The 22,413-nt window shown below is 72.1% G+C and carries 18 protein-coding genes; 11 read left to right on the top strand and 7 right to left on the bottom strand.

All coding sequences use genetic code 11. The features are described from left to right. Nucleotides 1–123: 123 nt before the first annotated feature. From NR111_RS04020 to NR111_RS04030, 3 genes are read right to left on the bottom strand one after another with little or no spacing between them, the layout of a single operon-like run. Nucleotides 124–2,100, bottom strand: coding sequence for an arabinofuranosyltransferase (locus NR111_RS04020; RefSeq protein WP_256819991.1), 1,977 nt, complete (start codon nt 2,098–2,100; stop codon nt 124–126). Then, on the bottom strand, nt 2,097–3,398 hold the full coding sequence (locus NR111_RS04025; protein ID WP_256819993.1) for a polysaccharide biosynthesis protein: 1,302 nt from the start codon (nt 3,396–3,398) through the stop codon (nt 2,097–2,099). The genes NR111_RS04020 and NR111_RS04025 overlap by 4 nt, the downstream gene beginning before the upstream one ends. After that, the gene (locus tag NR111_RS04030; RefSeq protein WP_256819994.1) at nt 3,376–4,779 is read right to left on the bottom strand and encodes a M1 family metallopeptidase; all 1,404 of its coding nucleotides are present in this window, start codon (nt 4,777–4,779) and stop codon (nt 3,376–3,378) included. Before NR111_RS04030 ends, NR111_RS04025 begins: the two co-directional genes overlap by 23 nt. A gap of 160 nt (nt 4,780–4,939) precedes the next feature. On the opposite strand from NR111_RS04030, the gene NR111_RS04035 reads away from it, so the two are divergent. Beyond that, entirely contained in the window at nt 4,940–5,389 is a 450-nt protein-coding gene (locus tag NR111_RS04035) for a hypothetical protein (RefSeq protein ID WP_256819996.1), read from the top strand. Then, entirely contained in the window at nt 5,386–5,796 is a 411-nt protein-coding gene (locus tag NR111_RS04040) for a transcriptional regulator (protein ID WP_256819997.1), read from the top strand. The genes NR111_RS04035 and NR111_RS04040 overlap by 4 nt, the downstream gene beginning before the upstream one ends. 13 nt (nt 5,797–5,809) lie before the next feature. On the opposite strand, the gene NR111_RS04045 is transcribed toward NR111_RS04040, so the two are convergent. Further along, nucleotides 5,810–9,658: a Pls/PosA family non-ribosomal peptide synthetase gene (locus NR111_RS04045; RefSeq protein ID WP_256819998.1), complete on the bottom strand. Its 3,849-nt coding sequence runs from the start codon at nt 9,656–9,658 to the stop codon at nt 5,810–5,812. 67 nt (nt 9,659–9,725) lie between these two features. Between NR111_RS04045 and NR111_RS04050 the strand changes: the two genes are divergently transcribed. The 3 genes from NR111_RS04050 to NR111_RS04060 all read left to right on the top strand — a co-directional run bounded on the left by NR111_RS04050 (nt 9,726) and on the right by NR111_RS04060 (nt 11,841). Continuing rightward, a complete protein-coding gene (locus NR111_RS04050; protein ID WP_256819999.1) occupies nt 9,726–10,586 on the top strand; it encodes an SDR family oxidoreductase in 861 nt (286 codons plus the stop codon). A gap of 146 nt (nt 10,587–10,732) precedes the next feature. Next, nucleotides 10,733–10,954: a PspC domain-containing protein gene (locus NR111_RS04055; protein ID WP_067711554.1), complete on the top strand. Its 222-nt coding sequence runs from the start codon at nt 10,733–10,735 to the stop codon at nt 10,952–10,954. A gap of 23 nt (nt 10,955–10,977) precedes the next feature. Continuing rightward, nucleotides 10,978–11,841 carry a crotonase/enoyl-CoA hydratase family protein gene (locus NR111_RS04060; RefSeq protein WP_256820001.1) on the top strand — a complete coding sequence of 288 codons (864 nt, stop codon included), beginning with the start codon at nt 10,978–10,980 and terminating at the stop codon, nt 11,839–11,841. A gap of 168 nt (nt 11,842–12,009) precedes the next feature. Here the strand turns inward: NR111_RS04060 and NR111_RS04065 are convergent, their stop codons facing one another. Beyond that, the gene (locus NR111_RS04065) at nt 12,010–12,522 is read right to left on the bottom strand and encodes an inorganic diphosphatase (protein ID WP_067711556.1); all 513 of its coding nucleotides are present in this window, start codon (nt 12,520–12,522) and stop codon (nt 12,010–12,012) included. A gap of 218 nt (nt 12,523–12,740) precedes the next feature. Here NR111_RS04065 and dacB point away from each other — a divergent pair, with 218 nt between their 5' ends. The 4 genes from dacB to NR111_RS04085 all read left to right on the top strand — a co-directional run bounded on the left by dacB (nt 12,741) and on the right by NR111_RS04085 (nt 17,329). Further along, nucleotides 12,741–14,135, top strand: a complete 1,395-nt coding sequence (gene dacB / locus NR111_RS04070) for a D-alanyl-D-alanine carboxypeptidase/D-alanyl-D-alanine-endopeptidase (protein ID WP_256820002.1) — start codon at nt 12,741–12,743, stop codon at nt 14,133–14,135. A 58-nt stretch (nt 14,136–14,193) separates the two neighbouring features. Next, nucleotides 14,194–15,165, top strand: coding sequence for a tRNA lysidine(34) synthetase TilS (gene tilS, locus NR111_RS04075; RefSeq protein WP_256820135.1), 972 nt, complete (start codon nt 14,194–14,196; stop codon nt 15,163–15,165). Beyond that, nucleotides 15,166–15,723, top strand: a complete 558-nt coding sequence (hpt, locus tag NR111_RS04080; RefSeq protein ID WP_096906114.1) for a hypoxanthine phosphoribosyltransferase — start codon at nt 15,166–15,168, stop codon at nt 15,721–15,723. It begins immediately after the preceding gene. A gap of 70 nt (nt 15,724–15,793) precedes the next feature. Then, nucleotides 15,794–17,329: an acyl-CoA synthetase gene (locus NR111_RS04085; protein WP_256820003.1), complete on the top strand. Its 1,536-nt coding sequence runs from the start codon at nt 15,794–15,796 to the stop codon at nt 17,327–17,329. A 91-nt stretch (nt 17,330–17,420) separates the two neighbouring features. Here NR111_RS04085 and NR111_RS04090 read toward each other — a convergent pair whose 3' ends face one another. Beyond that, complete coding sequence (locus NR111_RS04090; RefSeq protein ID WP_256820004.1) at nt 17,421–17,552, bottom strand: hypothetical protein; 132 nt, start codon at nt 17,550–17,552, stop codon at nt 17,421–17,423. Nucleotides 17,553–17,691: 139 nt separating this feature from the next. Next, on the bottom strand, nt 17,692–19,041 hold the full coding sequence (locus NR111_RS04095; RefSeq protein WP_256820006.1) for an amidase: 1,350 nt from the start codon (nt 19,039–19,041) through the stop codon (nt 17,692–17,694). Nucleotides 19,042–19,187: 146 nt separating this feature from the next. Here NR111_RS04095 and ftsH point away from each other — a divergent pair, with 146 nt between their 5' ends. Together ftsH and folE are read left to right on the top strand one after the other, a co-directional pair. Continuing rightward, nucleotides 19,188–21,737, top strand: coding sequence for an ATP-dependent zinc metalloprotease FtsH (gene ftsH, locus NR111_RS04100; RefSeq protein ID WP_256820007.1), 2,550 nt, complete (start codon nt 19,188–19,190; stop codon nt 21,735–21,737). A gap of 34 nt (nt 21,738–21,771) precedes the next feature. Continuing rightward, nucleotides 21,772–22,395, top strand: coding sequence for a GTP cyclohydrolase I FolE (gene folE / locus NR111_RS04105; protein ID WP_256820008.1), 624 nt, complete (start codon nt 21,772–21,774; stop codon nt 22,393–22,395). Nucleotides 22,396–22,413: the final 18 nt, after the last annotated feature.

Here is a 22,413-nt window from a genome sequence, read left to right on the forward strand (position 1 = left end):
GCTGGAAGCGCCGATACTCCCGTTCGCGCTCCTCCACGACCTCGACGCCGCGATCGCTGACCGACTCGCCACCAGGCAGGAGGCGGCATGATCACGTGGCCCAGGGGTGGCTGGCGGAACGCGTCAGCGACGGACGATCACCATCCGCGACCCCACCTCGCGGACGTCGAAGCGGGCGGGATCGTCGAACTGCCGCGGCCGGAAGACGATCTCCTCGCGCGCGTTGTTCTGGACCCGGGGCATCTGGTTGATGATCGCGGGGAAAACCCAGCGGCGGGACCCCTCGCGGGTGAGGACCAGCACGTCGGGGCTGCGGAACTCACTCGAGTCCAGCGCGGCGGTCAGCTCTCCGGGGGTCTCGGTGTCCGCCCAGCTCCGGATCTCGTCGAGGCGCTCCTCGTACCGGCCGGCCGGCGTGGCGTACGCCTGGGCCGGCGCCTGGAACGAGAAGTACGGCCGGTAGGCGTAGAGGGTCGGATCCGAGGTCAGCAGGACGAGGTCCGAGGGTGCCCGGTCGCCGGTCATGTCGTCCACAGCGTCCAGCACGTCGCGGGGCACCGCGGGGAACCCGCGGGCTTCGGCGGCGAACTCCGCATCCTCCCCGGAGACGTGCTGCACCATCTGGACGGCAGCGAGGCCCGCGACCACCACCGCCGCGGCGGTGACGCGGCCACGGGACCGGTCGGGAGAGGTCCGCACGGCCCACCGGGCCAGCGTCAGCGCGCCGACCACGCCCGCCAGGGCGAGGACGAGGGTGATGATCGGGATCATCCGGAACGGCAGCAGCGTGCTGCCGGTGACCGCCCGCAGCCCCGAGAGCACGTACCACCCGAGGACGGTCACCGCCGTGAGGCCCAGGGCCTGTGCGAGGACGAGCCGTCGATCGGTCGGGGGGAGAGGGCCGTCGGCGTCGGTGTCGGCGACGTGGTCCGTGTCGTGCTCGGTGCCGATCCGCGTTCGCAACGTCGCCGCCGCGCGCTCGGAGGCCCGGCCGGCTCCGTCGGGCCAGACGGTGACGACCAGCCACACCACGCCGATCAGGCACAGTAGCCCGACGGCGGACACCTCGAGCATCGGCAGCGGCCACCGCGAGGCGATCTCGGGCGCGAAGTCGTTGGCCACCGAGGGTTCGGTGTCCGCGCCGCCGAGGGCGGCCAGCAGGAATCGGTGCCAGAACAACAGTGCGATCGCCGCGGAGATCGCCGCCATGGCGGCCAGGCGGCCGAGCAGGGCGAGGACCACCGCACGATCGGTGCGGTATCGCCAGGAATGGATGACGACGACGAGGCCCACCAGCAGCGCCGCGACACCCGCGATGAGGGTGTAGCCCAGCGCAGCCCAGCCGAGGTACAGGCCGGTCGTCGCGACCAGCGGCCACGTGGGTCCGCGGCTCGTCCGGGATCCGGCTGCGGCGGCCACCCGTGCGCAGAGGAGGAACGTCGCCACGACGACCTGCGGGAGCAGGCAGATGAGGATCCACGAGTAGGGCTCGTAGGCGTTGGTGTGCCCGCCGATGACCGAGGTGACGAGACCGAACACGACGGCAAGCCGCGCGGGGACGAGCCATCGCCAGGCCACGAACGCGATCGCGCCGGCGATGGCCATGGTGACGATGGCGTACGGCTTGTAGAACTCCCAGCCGTCGATGCCCGTGATCCGGGACAGCTGCCCGCCCACCCAGAACCACTGTGGCGGGTAGAAGGGCGCGGCGTCGGCGTAGAAGGGGTCGGCGAGGGCGGGGGAGTCGGCGAAGCGGGTGACGTAGGCGACGCGGTTGAGCTGGTCGCCGCCGAGGCCGAACAGGTAGTGCGGCGTGCCGTTCAGCAGCAGTCCGAGGTGGGAGGAGGCCAGGAAGGCCGGCCCGGCGGTTCCGAGCAGCCACAGGGCCCGGCCGCCAGTGGCCCTGCGCAGCAACAGCCACCCGGCGAGGATGACGACCCCCGCGGCGAGGGTCGCGCCGAAGGTCTCGGGCAGCCAGCTGGGTTCGACGAACGGCAGCGCGTCGACTCCCGTGAACGTGAGGGCACCGACCACGGCCGCGACCAGGAGGGCGGCGAGGAGTTCGCCGCCCCGGCGGGCGAGCAGACGGACGTCGGTCATGCGTCGGTTTCCGGGTGGCGCGCGGTCACGGCCAGGCCGGTGACGTGGACCGCCACCCCGATGCCGGGGCCCGCGAGGAGCGCGATCGCGGCGCGCACGTCGAGCGGTCCGGGGACGGCGACGAGGAGGGCCGCCGCGGCGACGACCGCGACCCACCACCCGGCGTTGTAGAGCAGGTGGCGGTCGAAGGCCAGCGCCGCGTTGCCCGTCACCATCAGGGCGGCGGTGCCCACCGACGCGGCGGTCAGGGCGGCCAGCACCGCACCGGGCAGTTCGAAGTCGCCGCCGAACAACACGCGGATCAGCCACGGGCCGACCAGCCACGCGGCCCCCGCTCCCACGATCCCCACCGCCGTCACCAGGCCGAGGGGGGCGGCCAGCGACCGCGGTCCGCGGGCGCGGCGCTGGACGAAGTAGACGATGATCGCGCTCTGGAAACTGGTGAGCGGCACGAGCAACGGCGCGCGGGTCAGGGTGATGGCGAGGATCACCGCGCCGACGAGTGGGGCCGGATCGTCCGCGCGGACGGTGGCGGTGACGAACAGCGGGAACCCGGTCACCAGGGCCGAGGTGCCGGCGGAGGCGAGCATGGCTGCCCCGGTGTTGCGCCAGAAGCGCCGGCGGCCGGCGTCGACGGCGGAGGCCAGCGCGTCGCGGGTGGCGGGGGACAGGGCGATGAGCAGCGCCCACGTGACGGCGCCTGCGACCGTGGCCACGGCGAATCCGAGACCGGCGTCGCCGAGCCACCACGCGACGCCCGCCACGGCCAGGCGCAGCGCCGCGTCGACGGTGAGCAGGACCGCGTACAGGCCCCAGCGTTCGGTTCCCGACAGGGCGCCCGCGGTGGCGGCCTGGAGGGTGAAGCCGAGGATGCCGAACGCCATGATGGCGACGCCGACGCCGGAGAACGTGGGCAGGCCCAGCGCGGGCCAGGCCGGTGCGCTCACGGCCACCGCGGCCGCGAGGACCAGGCCCAGCGTGAGCCCGGCCGGCAGCAACCGGACGGCCGACCGCGGCGGCCGCGCGCCGACCGTGCCGGTCCCACCCACGCGGGCCGAGCGGACGGCGCGGGTGACCTCCTGCATCAGCCCGTTGGCGACGCCGCCGAGGGCGAAGAACGCTCCCCAGTAGGTGGCGAACAGTGGATAGTCGGCCGGGCCGAGTGCGCGGCCGGCCACCAGCATCACCAGGTACCCGGAGGCCGCGGCGAACACGGTCGCCAACGTCAGTGCCCGCATCCCGCCCGCGGCCGAGCGGCCGGTGGTGGGCGTCGGCTCAGTGGCTGCCGGTGTCGTCATCGGGCATACCGAGGGTCGGCGGCAGGGGCTCGGAGAACAGCCAGGCGTTCCACAGCGGGCGCAGGTCGACGGGGGAGTGGTCGGCGGCCAGGTGGAGGAAGTCGTCGGTGGTGACCGTGCTACCGGAGTACGTCGCCACCCACGTGCGGAGGAGGTCGAAGAAGCGGTCGTCGCCGATCGTCAGGCGCAGGGCGTGCAGGGTCAGGGCGCCGCGTTTGTAGACACGGTCGTCGAACATGTCCTCCGGTCCGGGGTCGGACAGGAGGAGGTCCTGCGGGGAATTCTGCAGCTTGGAGTAATAGCGCAGGGCGTGACTGCCGGCGTCGGCGCCGCCGGAGAACTCGGTCCACAGCCACTCGGCGTAGCAGGCGAACCCCTCGTGCAGCCAGATGTGCTTCCACTCGGCGATGGTGACGGCATTGCCGAACCACTGGTGGGCCAGCTCGTGGGCGATGAGTCGCTCGTCCGAGTCCGGCCGGCCCGCGGCCTCACACGTGTTGCGTCCGAACGTCGACATGCCCATCGCCTCGAGCGGGATCTCGAGTTCGTCGTCGGTCACCACGACCTTGTAGCTGTCGAACGGGTACGGGCCGAAGAGATCGGAGAACACGGTGATCATCTCGAGTTGCCGGGCGAAGGCCTGCCGGAATCCCCGCTTGAGGTCGGCGGGGACGAAGGCGTGGAACGGCACCGGCCCGTCGGTGGCCTCGAGGTGGTCGTACTGCCCGAGGTTGACGGTGACCAGGTAGGGGGAGGTGGGGTGCGGGAGGTCGAAGTCCCAGGCGGTCGTGCTGCCACTGCGCTTCTTGCCGACCAGCGTGCCGGTGACGACGGCGCGGTACGGCGAGTCGGTGGTGAGCCTGATACGGAACGGGGCCTTCGCCGAGGGGTGGTCGTCGCAGGGGAACCAGCTGGCGGCACCGTTGGGCTGGCCCGCGACCAGGACCCCGTCGGTCAGTTCCTCCCAGCCCACCTCGCCCCACGGCCCACGGATCGGCTTCGGGTTGCCGGAGTAGCGGATGGTCAGGGTGAACGCGGATCCCACGGCGAGCGGTTCGGCGGGGGTGATCGAGAGCTTGCCGCGGGGCCGGGTGTAGCGGGCGACGCGGCCCCCGTCGAGGAGCACCTTGGACACGGTCAGGTGTGGGGAGAGGTCGAGCCGGATCGTCTCCAGCGGCTCGGTGGCGGTCGCGGTGATCACCGCCTCGCCACGGAGGTTGTTGGGGCTCACCTTGTAGTTCAGGTCCAGCTCGTAGCGCGTGACGCGATATCCGTGGTTGCCCGCGCCGGGCAGGTAGGGGTCGACCGGGTCGGCGCCCGACGGCGTGCGTGGGGACGCGATCCGGGCGACGAGGTCTGACTTCACTGCCTTCAATTCCATGACCTGCGCGAGTCTAGAGGACCCGCGTCCGGCGACGCCCTTCTCGACGCGAGACGTGGCCGATCCCGAGAAAGTAGTTGCCAAACTGGAAAGCACTTGCCTACTCTCAATACCACTCCGCGGCGGAAACTCCCCCGGGGCACCGACGGAAGGCAGACCCATGGACCCGCAGAACTCCAGCACCGGCGAGGTCGATCGAGCGGAGGCCGCCCGCATGCTCGCCGAGGCCGAGGGGCGCCCACCGGTCAGCTCCCGGCACGACGCCCGCCTGTTCGCGGCGTTCGCCGCGGCCATCTCGCTTCTGATGGGGATCGGGACAGTCGCGATCATGTTCTCCAACTGGGCGCTCGTGCCGTACGTACTGCTGCTGTTCGTGGCGATCTTCTGGCAGCGACGCGCGATCAAGGCGGGCCCCCGCGGATCGGGACGGACCTACACGTGGGGCGTCGCGGGATCGGGCGTGATGATCCTCGTCGTCGTCACCGGCCTGAACGTCGTCCGCACCACGATCGGGCTCACGACCTGGTGGTACCTCCTCGGGGTACTGCTCGTCGCCCTGCCCGGCCTGGTGGCCGCCGCGATCATCGACCGGCGGGGATCCGATCGGTGAGCGGAGAGAAGATGGGCGGTGAGACGACGGGCGGTCATATGACGGGCGACGAGACGACGACGAGCACCCCGGCTGCATCGGGGGGCTCCGCCTCGGGGGCGGGCGGCGGATCGGGAGGGCACGCCCGCCACCGGTTGGACGAGGTCATCCACGCGCCCGTCCGCTTCTCCATCGTCGCGGCCCTGGCCGGCGTCGACTACGCGGATTTCGCCACCATCCGCGACGCGGTCGAGGTCACCGACTCGACACTGTCCAAGCAGGCATCGGTGCTGGAGAAAGCCGGATACGTCAAGGTCAGCAAGGGGTACGTCGGCAAGCGACCGCGGACGTGGTTGTCGCTCACCCGCGACGGACGCAAGGCCTACGCGTCCCACCTGGCGGCGCTGCGGGCCATCGCCGGCGGCTGACCCGCCCACCGGCTCAGCCCCGCCAGGGTGCGATCGGGTTGCCCTGCCAACGGGTGCCGGGCGGAATGCGGTCACCGCGCATCACCAGCGAGGCCGGGCCGACGGTCGAGCCGTCGCCGATCGACGACGCCGGTAGCGCGACGCAGTGGCACCCCAGCGTGGCGCCGGCCTCGATCGTCACCCGGTCGATCTGCATGATGCGGTCGTGGAACAGGTGCGTCTGGACCACGCACCCGCGGTTGATGGTGGCGCCGTCGCCGAGGGAGATCAGGTCCGCCTCGGGCAGCCAGTACGACTCGCACCACACGCCTCGGCCGATCCGTGAGCCCAGCAGGCGCAGCATCGCGTTCATCACCGGGGTGCCCGACGCGGGCCGGGCCATCCACGGCGCGGCGAGCAACTCGATGAACGAGTCGGCGACCTCGTTGCGCCACACGAACGACGACCACAGCGGCTGCTCGCCCGCGCGGATTCGGCCCACGAGGATCCACTTGGCCAGCGCGGCAACCACCAGGGCGACCAGGCCCGCGTAGGCGAGCGTCAGCCCGGAGGTCAGTGCCGCCACGCCGAAGCCCCACTTCAGGTGGAGCTCCTGCATCACCACCAGGACACTGACCAGGAGCAGGAACGACATCCACACGGGGACCAGTCGCAGGGTCTCCCACGCCGCCCGGGCGACCTTGAGCCGTCGCGGCGGCTGGTAGGTGCGGACGTCGTCGGTGTCGGCGACGGCGCGAGGGAGTTTCTGCGGCGGCGACCCCAGCCACGAGGTGCCCTTCTTGGCCTTCTGAGGGGCCGACGAGAGCACGGCGACCAGGCCGCGCGCGGGCACCTTCCGCCCGGCGGAGGCGATCCCGGAGTTGCCGAGGAAGGCGCGCTTGCCGACCTGGGCGTGCTCCAGACGCATCCATCCGGAGCCCAGTTCGTACGGTGCGACCATGGTGTCGTCGGCGAGGAACGCCCCGTCGCGGACGGTGGTGAGGGCGGGGATGAGCAGCACGGTCGAGGCCTCGACGTCCTTGCCGATCCTGGCTCCCAGCATGCGCAGCCAGACCGGGGTGAGCATGGACGCGTAGAGCGGGTAGAGCCAGTTCCGGGCGGCGTCCATGAGGCGCTCGCTGCACCAGGCCTGCCAGGCGATCCGCGAGTGGACCGGGTGGAAGCCCGGGTCCAGGCCGATCGACAGCAGCCGGACCGCCCCGAGGGTGGCCACGGCGAAGAGTGCGAGCGCGAGGAGGGTGGCGGGGACCGACCACAGAGCGGCGAGCAGGGCCATCTCGCCCGGGCCGCCCGCGCCGCGGGCTCCCCAGGCCACCAGCGCGAGGCCCGCGAGCAGGGCCGCCAGCGGCATCGCACCGAGCGCGACGGCGGAGAACTGGTAGACCAGGCTCCAGAACCGGTTGTGGGGCGCGGGCTCGGCCGGCCAACTCGACCCACGCTTGCCACGCTTGAGTGCGGGGGAGCCGGCATAGCGCTTACCGGCCTTGACCGTGCCGACCACCGCGGACCCGATCTCCACGTGGGCACCTCGGCCCACCACCGCGCCGGGCAGCAGGGTGGACCGGGCGCCCACCACCGCGTTCTCGCCGATCTCCACGGAGCCCACGTGCACGAGGTCGCCGTCGATCCAGTACCCGGCCAGGTCCACCTCGGGTTCGATCGAGGCCCCGTCGCCCACCCGGAGCAGGCCGGTGACCGGCGGGAGGGTGTGCATGTCCACACCGTGGCCGATCTGCGCCCCCAGCAACCGCGCGAAGGGGGTGAGCCACCCGGCACCCTCGAGATTGGCGGCCCCGGAGACCTCGACCAACCGCTCGGCGGCCCAGATCCGCAGGTGCACCGACCCCGCCCGCGGGTACGTCCCCGGGGTCACTCCGGCGGTGAGCACCCGGCACAGGCCGGCGGTGACCAGCATGCGGCCGGCGGGCAGCAGGAGCAGAACCACCATGATCCCGAGCACCCACCACGACACCGGCCGCGCCCAGGGCAGCCCGAGGCCGACGGCGACGTTGTTGGCGATACCCACCCAGGTGAGCCACTGCAGGCCGGTCATGGTGAGGAGCGGGATCGTGGCGAGCACCTGCAGGAGCTGCGCGCCGCGGCCGACGGGTCGGACGTACCGCGGTTCGACCTCGGCTTCCGGTTCGAGTTCGTCGAGGTACCCGGCGAAGTCGCCCAGGCGCGAGCGGTCGTAGATGTCGCCGACGGTCACCGCGGGGAAGCGTTCCCGGACGCGGGCCACCACGTGCGCGGCGGCGAGCGAACCGCCCCCGAGGGCGAAGAAGTCCTCGTCGACCCCGGAGACGTCGGCCCCGAGGGCGGCCGACCACAGTTCGGCGACCCACGCCTCGATGCCGTCGAGTTCCGACTCGGCGGCCGACGTCTGGGCCAGCGGCCACGGCAGGGCGGCGCGGTCGACCTTGCCGGAGGTGCGGGTCGGCAGCTCGTCGACCAGGGCCAGGCGCGGGACCACGCCGGCGGGCAGGTGCTCGCGCAGGAGGCCGGCCGCGCCGGGCAGGTCGAACTGGTCGGGCTGCTCGGCCACCAGGTACGCGACGAGCACCGGTTGGCCGGCGTCGGTCTTCTTCACGGCGGCGGCGCCGGCGCTCACCCCGGGCAGGGCGGACACGGCGGTGTCGACCTCCCCCAGCTCGAGGCGGCGGCCGCCGATCTTGACCTGGTCGTCGACGCGGCCGTTGAAGTACAGGCCGTCGGCCTCGAGTCGGACCACGTCGCCGGAGCGGTAGGCGCGCTCCCAGCCCAGGGTCTGCATGGGCCCGTACTTCTGGGCGTCCTTCTCGGGGTCCAGGTACCGCGCCAGGCCGACCCCGCCGATCACCAGCTCGCCGGACTCCCCGTAGCCCACCGGATCGCCCGCCGCATCGACCACCGCGAGGTCCCAGCCGTCCAGCGGCAGCCCGATCGACACCTCACCGACGCCGTCCAGCCGGACCGCGCAGGCGACGACGGTCGCCTCGGTGGGGCCGTAGGTGTTCCACACCTCGCGACCGTCACCGACCAGGCGTTCGGCCAGTTCCGGAGGGCAGGCCTCGCCGCCGAGGATCACCATCCGGATACCGGCGAGCATCGAATCGGGCCACATCGAGGCGAGGGTCGGCACCGTGGAGATGACGGTGATCCGCCGATCCCGCAGCCACGGGCCGAGGTCGAGGCCGGACTTGACGACCGAGCGCGGCGCGGGCACGAGGCACGCCCCGTGGGCCCAGGCCAGCCACATCTCCTCGCAGGAGGCGTCGAACGCCACGGACAGCCCCGCCAGCACCCGGTCGCCGGGGCCCAGCGGCGCGCCGGTGAGGAAGAGCCGGGACTCGGCGTCGACGAACGCCGCGGCGCTGCGATGCGTCACGGCCACACCCTTGGGCAGGCCGGTGGTCCCGGAGGTGAAGATGACCCAGCAGTCGTCGTCCACCGTCGGGCCGCGGTGTCGCGAGGGTGCGGTGGCCCGGTCGGGATCGGTGACGAGCATGCCGTCGGCGGTGTAGACGGCCGCGACCTGCGCCTGACCGAACACCAGCTCGGCGCGCTCGGCGGGGTCGTCCACGTCGACGGGAACGTACGCCGCGCCGGCGGCGAGGGTGCTGAGGATGGCCAGGTAGAGGTCCGCGGAGCCCGAGGGCATGTGGATGCCGACCCGGTCGCCGGCGACGACGCCCTGGTCGTGCATCCATCGGGCGGAGGTATGGATCGTCCGCGCCACCTCGTCGTAGCTCAGGACCCGGGTGCCGTCGTCGATGCACGGCGCGTCCGGGTGGCGGGTCGCCGCCGCGTCGAACACGTCGAGGAGTGTCCGGGGTTCCGCGGCGTGTGAGCTGCGAAGATACTGCGCGGGAATGGTGGCCACCCGCGGATCGTATCCCGCGTAGGTGAACTGCCCGCCGCGGTCACCCGGGGCTGGTTAAGTGAGGCGGATGACAGAGAACCTCAGCAGCAAGACCGTCGTGATCGTGGGAGCGGGTCCGGGATTCGGCCGCACGCTCGCCCTGCAGGCCGCCGCACAGGGGGCGACGGTGGTCGTCGCCGCCCGCACGGAGTCGCGGGTCGTCGAGATCGCCGAGGAGGTCCGTGCGGCTGGCGGAAGCGCGATCGCCGCGGCCGTGGACGCCACCGACCCGGAGTCGGTACGCGCACTGCGGGAGACGGTGGAGGGTCACACCGATGCCGTCCACGGGCTCGTGTACAGCGCGTTCGCGGTGCCCAGCATGAAGCCGCTCGCGCAGACCGACCACGAGCAGATCTCCCGCGGGATCGACCTGTCGGTGCTCGGCGCCCTGCGCACCACCCAGGAGTTCACCGCGCTGCTCGAGGCCGGCGCCGCTCCTGCCACCGGCGCCGCTCCCGCCACCGGCGCCGCTGCCGCCACCGACTCCGCCACAGGCGCGGCCCCCGCCAGCGCGTCCGTCGTCATGATGGCCTCAGCGGTGATCCACCACTCCCGCGAGCGCTACGCGGGCTACAAGATCGCCAAGACCGCCCTCGTCGCGCTGGGCCATTCCCTGGCCACCGAGCTCGGCCCGCGGGGCATCCGCGTCAACACCGTGGCGCCCGGGTACATCTACGGCGAGACGCTCAAGGCGTACTTCGAGCACCTGGCCACCAAGTACGGCGGCACGGTCGACGACGTCTACGCCCACACCGCAGAGAAGATGGATCTGCGGCGCCTGCCCTCCGAGCGCGAGATCGTCGACCCGGTGCTGTTCCTGCTCTCCGACGCCGCCTCCGCGGTCACGGGCCAGACCCTCACGGTGGACTGCGGCGAGTTCCACACCTGAACCGGGCGGACCGCACCCCGACGCCGGATCAGGGTCTGAGAATCGGGTCTTTCCCCGATGCGGAGCGGGTGCTCGGGGAGGAGAGTGGAGGTCACCGGGGAGAGGTCCCCGATCCCCCTTTCCCGACGACGACGAGGTGTGACGTCATGACCTACTCCCCAGATTCCGGGCCCAAGCGACTGATGCGGTCGGAGGACCGCTGGATCGGCGGCGTGTGCGGTGGGCTCGCCGACTACTTCGGGCTGGACCCGGCGTTGGTCCGCCTCCTGTTCGTGGCCTCGATCCTGCTGCCGGGTCCGCAGCTGCTCATCTACGTGATCCTGTGGTTCGTCATGCCCGATTCCCGTGCCTCGCGAGTCCGCGCCTGAGGGGCCCGTGGCAGGCTGGGGTCATGAGCACTCCAGACACCTCAGCCGCTCCCGGCGAGTACGCTTCCGTCCGCATCGAGAAGGGTGCCCGTCACCCGCACGTCGCCCAGGTGACGCTGATCGGCCCGGGGCGCAACAACGCGATGGGCCCGGACTTCTGGGCCGAGATGCCCCGCGTGATGGCCGAGCTCGACGCCGACCCCGAGGTCCGCGCCGTCGTGCTCGCCGGCGAGGGCCGCAATTTCACGTACGGCCTGGACCTGATGGCGATGATGCCGCAGTTCATGGAGTTCCTGCCCGAGGACAAGACCCCGGACGCCTCGCGTAACGAGCGCATCCTGGACTTCGTGGAGAACATGCGCCGCGCCGTCGACGCGGTCGCGTCGGCCAGGACGCCCACCGTCGCCGCGATCCAGGGCCGCTGCATCGGCGGTGGCATGGACCTCATCTCGGCCTGCGACGTCCGCCACGGTTCGGCGGACTCCAGCTACTCGGTCCGGGAGGTCAAGGTGGGCATCGTCGCCGACATGGGCTCGCTCGGGCGACTGCCGTACATCATCGGCTCCGGGCTGACCCGTGAGCTGGCGCTGACCGGGCGCGACATCGACGCGGAGACCGCGCTGCGCTACGGGCTGGTCACGCACGTCGCCGACGACGCCGCTGGGGTGCTGGACTCGGCCCACGCCACGGCCGCCGAGATCGCGGACAACCCGCCGCTGGTGGTCCGCGGCACCCGCGAGGTCCTCAACCGGGCGATCGAGGGGCCGATCTACGAGTCCAACCGCTACGTCGCCACGTGGAACGCCGGCTTCCTGGCCTCGGCGGACATGATGGAGGCCATCGGCTCGACGCTGGAGAAGCGCGAGGCGAGGTACACCGGCCGCTGACCGCGCCCCGCCGACCGCCGACCGCCGGCCGCGCGCCCCGTCCGCCGAGAAGAGTGTTTCGCACCTCGCTACTCGGGCGATACGAGCGAAATGCTCTTCTCGGCGTCCCGGCCCGGCGCCAGGCACGGCACCGCACGCGTGCCGGGCCTGGCGCCGGGCCAGACGGCGTCAGCCGCGGAAGGGCTCGGCCTTCTCCTCGGGGTGCTCGGTGAAGTTCTCGAGGCCCTCGGCGATGAGCTTCTCGCCATGGGCCTTGTCCCGCCACTCGCCCGGGGTGACGTGCTTGCCCGGCTCGAGGTCCTTGTAGTGCAGGAAGAAGTGCTCGATCGCCTTGAGCTCGAAGTCCGGGACATCGTCGACGTCCTGGATGTGCTCCCAGCGCGGATCCAGGGCGGGGACGCACAGCAGCTTGTCGTCGCCACCGGCCTCGTCGGACATGGTGTAGACGCCCACGACGCGCGACTTGACGATCACGCCGGGGAAGACGGACTCGTCGAGCAGGACCAGGGCGTCACAGGGGTCACCGTCGTCGGCGAGGGTCTTGTCGATGTAGCCGTAGTCGGCCGGGTAGCCCATCGAGGTGAAGAGGAAACGGTCGAGATAGATCTTGCCGGTCTCGTGGTGGATCTCGTACTTGTTACGCGAACCCTTGGGGATCTCGATGGTCACTTCGACGGTCACGGGCTACCTCACAAATCGTCATTCTCCGGACCCGGGACGGCTCTCCCGGACAATCCGGGCCGATTCTAGTAGGCGGCCCCGGCGCCGGGGGTGGCCGCCGTCACGCGGGCCGCTAGCGTGGGTCCGACGCACGGCAGGCGAGGGTAGCGTCGGCAGCCGCCGGTGGCGACCGGTGGCGGTGACAGTGGAGGCGACAGCGTCCGGGAGGGTGGGCACGAGTGACCGAGCGCGGAGTGTGGCGCGGGCGTGGGCTCGTGTGGCGGGCGGGGGTCGTGTTCGTCGTCGTCGTACTCCTGGTCGCGGGGCTCGTCGCGGCGGCGCTGTTCACCGACGTGGAGGACGACGTCCGCGCGGTCGTCGGCGCCCCCGCGCAGACCACGGCGGAACTGAACCCCGGACTGCACGCGGCGGACGACTCGGCGCCCCTGCCGGACCCCGCCGCCCTCGAGGAGATCCTCGGCCCCCTCGCGGCGTCCCCGGCGGTCGGCGACCTCACCGCCAGCGTGGTCGACGACGCGACCGGACAGGTCCTGTGGGAGCGCCGCCCTCGCGACGCCATGGTCCCCGCGTCCACGACCAAGCTGCTCACCGCGGTCGCCGCGCTGAGCAGACTGCCCGGCGACACCCGCGTCGACACGGTCCTCGCCCGCGGCGCCGAGCCGGACACGCTCGTCGTGGTCCCCGGCGGCGACCCCACCATGTCCGGCGGCGCCGAGCCCGGACCGCTCTTCCCCGGCGCGGCCACGCTCACCCAGGCCGCCGACGTCGTCCGCGATGCCGGGCTCACCCCGGCGCGCATCGTCGTGGACCCGGGCCCGTACACCGGGCCGCGACTGGGCCCCGGCTGGCCCCCGTCGGAGATCCCGGCCGGCAACATCGCGCCCATCGAGGCGTGGATGCTCGACTCCGGCCGCCTCGACCCGGCCGACGAGTACTCGCCCCGCACGACCGAACCCGCCCTCGCGGCCGGCAGGGCCCTGGCCCGCGAACTGGGCGTGGACCCGGAGCGCGTGCGGGTCGCCTCCGACCCGGTGGAGACGACCGATGAGCTGGGCAGGGTGTCGTCGGCGGAGCTCACCGATCGCCTCCGCTCGATGCTCGTGCACTCCGACAACGTGCTGGCCGAGGCGATCTGCCGCGAGGTGGCGCTGGACCGCGACCCGGACGATCCGGTCGACTTCGCCGCCGGGACCGCCGCCGTGCTCGACACGCTCACCGACCGTGGCCTCGACATGTCCGGGGTGCGCCTGGACGACTGCTCCGGCATGAGCAACGGCAACCGCATCTCGGCGGCCGTGCTCACCGACGTCCTGCGCACCGCCTCCGCACCCGACGCGACCCGCGAGATGCGCGACCTGCTCGACACCCTGCCCGTGGCCGCCGGGTCGGGGACGCTGGTCGACCGGTTCACCGGCCCCGCCGCCGCCGGCGCCGGCTGGGTGCGCGCCAAGACCGGCACCCTCGCCGGGACGAGCACCCTGGCGGGCTCGGTGACCAGCACCGACGGCCGCACCATGAGCTTCGCCCTGCTGTCCTCCGGCACCGACCCCGCCGTCGCGCGCCCGGTCCTCGACCGGATCGCCGCCGAGATCAGTGCCTGTGGTTGCCGCTGACCCCGCCCGGCCCGGTGGGGACCGGCCCGGTGGGGAGTGGACCGGCCCGGCCTGGACCGTGCGCGCGGCGCTGCGGGCGTTCCGCCGCGCCCACCCCGAGCTCGGTGACGAGGTGTGCGTCGGACTGTCCGGGGGAGCGGACTCGCTGGCGCTGACCGCCGCGGCCGCCGTCGAGTTCGTCGCCGTGACCGCCCTCGTGGTGGACCACGGTCTGCAGGAGGGGTCGGATCAGGTGGCCCGGGACGCGGCCGCCGCGGCCCGCGGGCTCGGCGCAGAGGCGGAGGTCCTCGTCGTCGTCGTGGATCAGAGGGGTTCCGGCCCCGAGGCCGCCGCCCGCACGGCGCGCTACACCGCGCTCGACACCGCGCGCCGCGGACGGCCCGTGATGCTCGCCCACACCCTCGACGACCAGGCCGAGACCGTTCTGCTGGGCCTGGGGCGCGGCTCCGGCGCCCGTTCGCTGCGCGGGATGGCGCCGTGGGACGCGCCGTGGGGGCGCCCGCTGCTCGGGGTCCGCGCCGCCGACACCCGTGCCGCGTGCCGCGACCTCGGCCTGGGGTTCTGGGAGGACCCGCACAACACCGACCCGGCGTTCACCCGGGTGCGCCTGCGGCACGAGGTCCTGCCACTGCTCGAGGACGTGCTGGGTGGCGGTGTCGCGGAGGGGTTGGCGCGCACCGCGTCGCTGTTGGGGGTCGACGACGACGAGCTGGAGCGTCTCGCGGCGGCCGTGCCCGTCGGCGACGACGGCGCCCTGGAGGTGAGCCGGCTGGAACCCCTGCCGACGGCCGTGCTGACCCGGGTCCTGCGCCGCTGGCTGTTGGCGAGGGGGGTCGCCTCACCCACGTACGCACACCTGACGGCGGTGGCCGCGCTCGTCACGGACTGGCGCGGGCAGGGTGGGGTGGCGGTCGGTGGCACCGGACCCGCGGACGCGGGTGGGGCGGGGCCCTCGGCCAGGTTGGTCGCCCGGCGCCGACGTGGAAAGGTGGTCCTGGAGAACGACCGGGCGAGCGGAGCGGGGACGTAGATGACCACGGACAAGTACGCGGACGAGATCGAATCGGTCCTGCTCGACGAGGAGTCGATCCGCGAGCGGATCGCCGAGATGGCCGCCACCGTCGGCGAGCGCTACGCGAACGTCGAGAAGGAGGTCGTGCTGGTCGCCGTCCTCAAGGGCGCCGCGATCTTCGTCTCCGACTTCGCCCGGGCCCTGCCCATCCCGTCCGAGATGGAGTTCATGGCCGTCAGCTCGTACGGCTCCTCCACCAGTTCCTCCGGTGTGGTGCGGATCCTCAAGGACCTCGACCGCGACATCGCCGACCGTGACGTGATCATCGTCGAGGACATCATCGACTCCGGGCTGACCCTGTCCTGGCTCATGCGCAACCTGCGCACCCGCAACCCGCGGTCGCTGGAGATCGTCACCCTGCTGCGCAAGCCCGACGCGGTGAAGGCGGACCTGGACATCCTCGAGATCGGGTTCGACATCCCCAACGAGTTCGTCGTGGGCTACGGCCTCGACTTCGCCGAGCGCTACCGCGATCTGCCGTACATCGGCAGGCTGCACCCGCGCATGTACTCCTGACGCACGGACTGCTGGACACTTGTCTGCCTAATTCGTGATCCAGATCACGTTCGGCGGTTAGCCTGGCAGCATGTTTCCAGGAACCTTCGCCGCCACCACCCCCGACAAGCCCGCGGCCATCCGCCCGGCGACGGGGGAGCAGATCACGTACGCCGAGCTCGAGGCGCGTTCCGCGCAGCTCGCGCATCTCCTGACCGACGACTGGGGGCTGCGTCCCGGTGACACGATCGCCGTGGTCTCGGACAACACCCTGGAGATGCTCGAGATCTACTGGGGGGCGCTGCGCTGCGGCCTGTACATCGCGGCCATCAACCACCACCTCACTGCGGACGAGTCGTCATACATCATCGGCGACTGCGGGGCCCGGGCGCTGTTCGTCTCCGCCCCGGTCGCCGACCACGTCGACGTCTCCCCGGAGGCGCATCCGGGCGTGGAGCACCGCGTGGTGTTCGGCGGCGCGCTGGAGGGGTTCGAGGACTACCGGACGCTGCTCGAGGGCAGGTCGACCGAGCCGCCCGCCGACCAGCCCCGCGGCCACGACTTCCTCTACTCCTCCGGCACGACCGGCCGGCCGAAGGGCGTGCGCGTCGACCCGCCCGAAGGGCAGATCGACGAGGTGCCGGACAGCTACACGCCGGTGTTCAGCTTCCTGTACGCCTTCGACGCCGACAGTGTCTACCTGTGCCCGGCACCGCTGTACCACGCGGCTCCGCTGCGGTTCTGCGGCGTGGTCAACTCCGTCGGCGGGACCGTGATCCTCATGGACCGCTTCGACGCGGAGGAGGCGCTGCGGCTCATCCAGGAGTACCGGGTGACGCACTCGCAGTGGGTGCCGACGATGTTCGTGCGCATGCTCAAGCTGCCGGAGGAGACGCGGGCGCGTTACGACGTGTCCAGCATGACCCACGCGATCCACGCCGCCGCGCCGTGCGCGCCCGAGGTCAAGCGGCGGATGATCGAGTGGTGGGGCCCGGTGATCCACGAGTACTACTCGGCCACCGAGGGCATGGGCATCACGTTCATCAACTCGCAGGAGGCGCTCGAACGCCCCGGTTCGGTGGGTCGCGACGGACTCAAGGGCATCGCGCACATCTGCGACGAGGAGGGCAACGAGCTGCCCACCGGCGAGATCGGCACCATCTACTGGCAGCAGGACGAGGGCACGTTCTCGTACCACGGCGACCCGGAGAAGACGGCGTCCGTCTTCCACCCCGAGCACCCCAACTGGTCCACCTTCGGCGACGTGGGCTACCTCGACGAGGACCGCTTCCTCTACCTCACCGACCGCAAGGCGTTCACCATCATCTCGGGCGGGGTGAACATCTACCCGCAGGAGATCGAGAACGCCCTGGTCCTGCACCCGGCGGTCGAGGACGTCGCCGTGATCGGGATCCCGGACGAGGAGATGGGCGAGAGGGTGCACGCCGTGGTGGTACCGGCCGCCGACCGTGCGGGCGACCCCGGCCTCGCCGACGAGATCCTCGGCGCCCTGCGCGGGAAGATCTCCGACTTCAAGATCCCGCGGGGCCTGGACTTCGTGGACGAACTGCCCCGCACCCCCACCGGCAAGCTGGTCAAGCGCCGGATCGTGCAGCAGTACGTCTGATCCGACCGGGCGGCCGGGTTCACGGCCGCGAGAGTCGAAGACCCGGTTCCCGCGCTCGCGGGAACCGGGTCTTCGCGTGCCTCCGGGAGCGTCAGGACGCGCTGCCGAGAAACAGCTCACCGGACCTGGTGACGAAACCGACGATCATCTCGACCGTCGCGCCGAGGAAGTCGGTCGTCATGTCGCCGAGGGCGGAGCCGAGGTCACTGGAGCTGTCGAACATGGAAGTCCTTTCACGAAGTGCTGCGGTACGACTGGTGTCGAGCCCGGGGCCGCTCCTGGCGGCCAGACTCACTTGTATCCGCACCGAGCTGCGCAGTGCAACACGTTCCTGTTCGGGTCGGCGTCTACGGACGACCGATTCAACGGCGGTCGGGCTCGACGGCTGACCGCTCGATCACCGCCGCCAGCGCGAGCAGTGTCGCCTCCGAACCGGGCCGCCCGACGAGCTGGACCGAGGTGGGCAGGACCCGGCCGAGGGGGGTGTGGGTGGTACCGCACGGGACGGATACGGCGGGCCAACCGAGCACGTTGGCCAGCGGGGTGAACGGGGAGAACCTCATCGACGCCCACAATGACCGGCCCCAGGAGCGTCGGTGCCAGTCGGTCGCCTCGGGTGGCACGTCCGCCAGCGACGGGGTGAGCCACACGTCGATCCCCGCCGAGTCCATCGCCCGTTCGACCTCCGCGCGGAGCGTCTCGACGCCACGGTTCCAGCGGGTGTCCCCGTCTCCCGCGCCGCCGCGCCGGAAGACCGTCCGGCCGAGCAGTGCGTGGTGCCGGGTGCGTCGCTCCATCGCGGACAGGGGCAGGTTCTCGTCCTCCGCCGCCCGTGCGACGCCGGTGGTCCAGCGCGCGAGATAGAGGACGGGGTCGGTGGGGGAGGGCAGGGTGGTGTCGACGACGACGAGGTCGGCCCCCCGCAGCACCTCCGCGGCCTCCCGGGCCGCGCGCGTCCAGGGCGCGTGGATGCGCACCAGATCGCTGCCCAGCCGGATCGGGCTGGCCACGGACATGCCGATACGCGTCCCGCCGGGGACGGGTCCGACGTCCGCGAGTTCCGGACGACCGGCCATCACCGACAGGGCCAGCGCGACGTCGCCGACGGTCCTGGCCAGCGGACCGGATTCGGCCAGGCCGCCCCAGTTGTCGCCGGCCAGGCGGGTGGGGACGACGCCGGGCCCCGGCTTGATGGTGACGATCCCGCACGCCGCGGCGGGGATGCGCAGGGACCCCATCCCGTCGTCACCCACCGCGAGCGGGACCATGCCCGAGGCCACCGCCGCCGCGGACCCCCCGGAGGACCCGCCGGCGGACAGGGCGAGGTCGCGCGGATTGCGGGTGATGCCGTGGGCGTCGGAATCGGTCATCCCCCAGGCGCACAACTGGGGTGCCGCGGTGATGCCCACCGGCACCGCGCCCGCGGCCAGCAGGGGGGCGACGACCGGGTTGTCCAGGGTGACGGTGCTCTTGACGGCCAGCGGTACCCCGGCCAGGGGCAGTGCCGCACGGTCGGCCGGGCTCGCGGCGTCGACGGCGGCCCCGGCCGCGCGGCCGTCCGCTCGCAGCAGGGAGGTGAAGGAGTGCAGCGAGGGGTCGAGGTCGCCCACCCGGTCGAAAGCCGCGTCGAGGGTGGCCAGCGCGCCGACGGCACCGGTGCGTACGGCCTCGGCGGTCTCGGCGGCGGAGAGGGGGTCGGTGGTCACGGCCATGATCGTACGACCCCGGCGGTGTCCGCCCATGGCGATCATCACGGTGGGAGGACCCGCTCGGCGGGTAGCCTGGGGTGATACCGACGAAGTCGGATGCACGACCGGGCCCGTCGACCGGCTGGGCCGTCCTTCCACACGAGGACCGAATGGAACGCAAGAGCAATACCGTCTTCCGCAACGTCGCGATCGCGGGCGTGATCATCCTGGCGATCGTCGGCTTCTCGTTCTTCACAGGAGATGACCGCGACTACGCCGAGGTCGACACGTCGGTGGCGTTGGCGCAGGTCGACGCGGGGAACGTGAAAGAGGCGCTGATCGAGGACCGGGAGCAGCAGCTCCGGCTCACGCTCGAGACCCCGATCGCCCCGGAGGACGGTGCGGACGAGACCGACAAGCTCCTCGCCAAGTACCCGGAGCGGGCGGCGGACCAGGTCTTCGACCGGGTGGCCGCGGCGGAGCCGGAGAAGTACGACACCGCGGTCAACCAGCAGGGTTTCCTGTCGCAGATGCTGTCGTTCCTGCTGCCGATGCTCATCCTGTTCGGGTTGCTGTTCTACTTCATGTCCCGCATGCAGGGCGGCAAGGGCGGACTGTTCGGCGTGGGCAAGTCGCGCGCCGTGGAGTTCACCAAGGACATGCCCCAGACCACGTTCGCCGACGTCGCGGGCGAGGATGAGGCGGTCGAGGAACTCAACGAGATCAAGGACTTCCTCCAGAACCCGGCGCGCTACGAGCGTCTCGGCGCCAAGATCCCGCGCGGTGTGCTGCTCTACGGCCCGCCCGGAACGGGCAAGACCCTGCTGGCCCGCGCGGTCGCGGGTGAGGCCGGGGTGCCGTTCTACTCGATCTCGGGTTCGGACTTCGTCGAGATGTTCGTCGGTGTCGGCGCCTCGCGGGTGCGTGACCTGTTCGAGAAGGCCAAGCAGAACGCGCCCTGCATCGTGTTCGTCGACGAGATCGACGCGGTGGGCCGGCACCGTGGCTCGGGCACCGGGGGCGGCCACGACGAGCGCGAGCAGACGCTCAACCAGCTCCTGGTCGAGATGGACGGATTCAGCGACCGCGAGACCGTCATCATGATCGCCGCGACCAACCGTCCGGACGTCCTCGATCCGGCGCTGCTGCGGCCGGGCCGTTTCGACCGCCAGGTCCCGGTGACCAATCCCGACCTCAAGGGTCGCGAGGCGATCCTCGCCGTCCACTCCGCGGGCAAGCCGCTGGCCGAGAACGTCAACATGACCTCGCTGGCCAGGCGCACGATCGGGATGTCGGGCGCGGACCTGGCCAACGTGCTCAACGAGGGCGCCCTGCTCGCGGCCCGGCTGGGTCGCGACGAGATCGACATCGACATCCTCGAGGAGGCTACCGACCGGGTGGTGGGCGGACCCCGCCGCAAGCACCGTGTGATCAGCGAGCACGAGAAGAAGGTCACCGCGTACCACGAGTCCGGCCACGCGCTGGCGGCGTGGGCGATGGAGGACCTCGAGCCCGTCCACAAGGTCACCATCCTCGCGCGTGGGCGCACCGGTGGTCACGCACTGGTGGTCCCCGAGGACGACAAGTCCTTGATGACCCGGGCGGACATGATCGCCCGCGTCGTCATGGCGATGGGTGGCCGCGCCGCCGAGGAGTACGTCTTCGGCGAGCCCACCTCGGGCGCCAGTTCGGATATCGAGCAGGCCACCCGGATCGCGCGGACGATGGTCGCCGAGTACGGCATGAGCGCGAAGCTCGGTGCGGTGAAGTACGGCGGCGAGGGCGGGGACCCGTTCCTCGGCCGCGGCGGTTCCGCGGCGGGGGAGTACTCGCCCGAGGTCGCCAAGATCATCGACGACGAGGTGCGCCGCATCATCGACTCCGCCCACACCGAGGCCTGGCAGGTCCTCGAGTCCAACCGCGACATCCTCGACGCGGTCGCGGGCGAACTCCTCGAGAAGGAGACCCTGCGGCAGGACGACCTCGAGAGGCTGTTCGCCGACGTGGTCAAGCGGCCGCGGATCACCGAGTTCGACGACTTCGGTGGACGCATCCCGTCGGCCCGTCCGCCCATCAAGACCCCGGGGGAACTGGCCAAGGAGCGTGGCGAGCCGTGGCCCCCGCCGGTGACCGATCCGTTCGCCATGCCGGTCCTCCCGGCCGGCCGCGACGCCGAGGACGCCCGTGATCCGGGCGAGGCGGACGGCCCCGGCGACGACGGGGGTGACCGCAACGGCGTGGGCGCCCCTGTGGGGATGCCCGGTGGCGGCTCGGGCCGTGGCGTGCCCGCCGGCGGCGGGCAGCGTCCGACCGGTATCCCGGCCTACGGCACGCCGCCGCCCCCGGGCTGGTCGGCGCCGGGCTGGCCCCCGCGTCAGCCCGCGCACCGCGGTGACCGGGGGCCGAGCGGGGCCGAGACCACCCGCCTGCCGGCCGCGCCCGAGGGCCTGCAGAGGAACGACGGCTCCGGGAGCACCAACGGCTCCGGGAGCACCAACGGAACCGGGGGCACGGAAGGATCCGGGAGCGCTGACGGTCCGGAACGGGCCGGTCGGAGCGAGGGGCCGTCCGAGGCCCCGACCCGGGCGTGGTCGGCGGTGGGCGACGGCGGTGACGGCGACGCGTCCGGCGGGTCGACCCCGGGCGCCGTGGACCGCGGTTCGCACCGCCGTGAGGACAAGGACGCCGACTGGCGTGCGCCGTGGGAACGTGAGGACTGACCGCACGGTCGACTCCGTGCGAGAAGAGGAATGAATGACGACGCCTGACCACATACCCGCCGCCGATGCCCGGTCGCTCCCCGCGGGGCGGGTCTTCGATGCCGAGCGCGCCGAGGCCGCGGTCCGCGAGCTGTTGATCGCCGTGGGCGAGGACCCGGAGCGCGAGGGGCTGCAGGACACACCCGCGCGGGTGGCCAGGGCCTACCGCGAGGTCTTCTCCGGGCTGTACACAGACCCGTCGGAGGTGCTGTCCAGGACCTTCGACGAGGACCACCGCGAGCTCGTGTTGGTGCGGGACATCCCCATCTACTCGACCTGCGAACACCACCTGGTGCCCTTCCACGGCGTCGCCCACATCGGCTACATCCCGGGACAGTCCGGGGCGGTCACCGGTCTGAGCAAGCTCGCCAGACTGGTGGATCTCTACGCCAAGCGGCCCCAGGTCCAGGAACGGCTCACCAGTCAGGTCGCCGACGCGCTGGTCGACAGGCTCGCGCCCTCGGGCGTGCTCGTGGTGATCGAGTGCGAGCACCTGTGCATGTCGATGCGGGGGATCCAGAAGGCGGGGGCGGTCACCACCACCTCGGCCGTCCGCGGCAACATGCGGACCAACGCCTCCACCAGGGCGGAGGCGCTCGGCCTCCTGCGCGGGACGTGAGCGCGCCCGGTCTGCTGC

Origin of the sequence: Dietzia sp. Die43 (genome assembly GCF_024519835.1) — a bacterium.
GTDB lineage: Bacteria > Actinomycetota > Actinomycetes > Mycobacteriales > Mycobacteriaceae > Dietzia > Dietzia kunjamensis.

Excerpts from the sequence above, each read along its gene's own strand:
- NR111_RS04020 (WP_256819991.1), bottom strand. The coding sequence starts at position 2,100 with ATGACCGACGTCCGTCTGCTCGCCCGCCGGGGCGGCGAACTCCTCGCC.
- NR111_RS04025 (WP_256819993.1), bottom strand. The coding sequence starts at position 3,398 with ATGACGACACCGGCAGCCACTGAGCCGACGCCCACCACCGGCCGCTCG.
- NR111_RS04030 (WP_256819994.1), bottom strand. The coding sequence starts at position 4,779 with ATGGAATTGAAGGCAGTGAAGTCAGACCTCGTCGCCCGGATCGCGTCC.
- NR111_RS04035 (WP_256819996.1), top strand. The coding sequence starts at position 4,940 with ATGGACCCGCAGAACTCCAGCACCGGCGAGGTCGATCGAGCGGAGGCC.
- NR111_RS04050 (WP_256819999.1), top strand. The coding sequence starts at position 9,726 with ATGACAGAGAACCTCAGCAGCAAGACCGTCGTGATCGTGGGAGCGGGT.
- NR111_RS04055 (WP_067711554.1), top strand. The coding sequence starts at position 10,733 with ATGACCTACTCCCCAGATTCCGGGCCCAAGCGACTGATGCGGTCGGAG.
- NR111_RS04060 (WP_256820001.1), top strand. The coding sequence starts at position 10,978 with ATGAGCACTCCAGACACCTCAGCCGCTCCCGGCGAGTACGCTTCCGTC.
- hpt (WP_096906114.1), top strand. The coding sequence starts at position 15,166 with ATGACCACGGACAAGTACGCGGACGAGATCGAATCGGTCCTGCTCGAC.
- NR111_RS04085 (WP_256820003.1), top strand. The coding sequence starts at position 15,794 with ATGTTTCCAGGAACCTTCGCCGCCACCACCCCCGACAAGCCCGCGGCC.
- NR111_RS04090 (WP_256820004.1), bottom strand. The coding sequence starts at position 17,552 with ATGTTCGACAGCTCCAGTGACCTCGGCTCCGCCCTCGGCGACATGACG.
- NR111_RS04095 (WP_256820006.1), bottom strand. The coding sequence starts at position 19,041 with ATGGCCGTGACCACCGACCCCCTCTCCGCCGCCGAGACCGCCGAGGCC.
- ftsH (WP_256820007.1), top strand. The coding sequence starts at position 19,188 with ATGGAACGCAAGAGCAATACCGTCTTCCGCAACGTCGCGATCGCGGGC.
- folE (WP_256820008.1), top strand. The coding sequence starts at position 21,772 with ATGACGACGCCTGACCACATACCCGCCGCCGATGCCCGGTCGCTCCCC.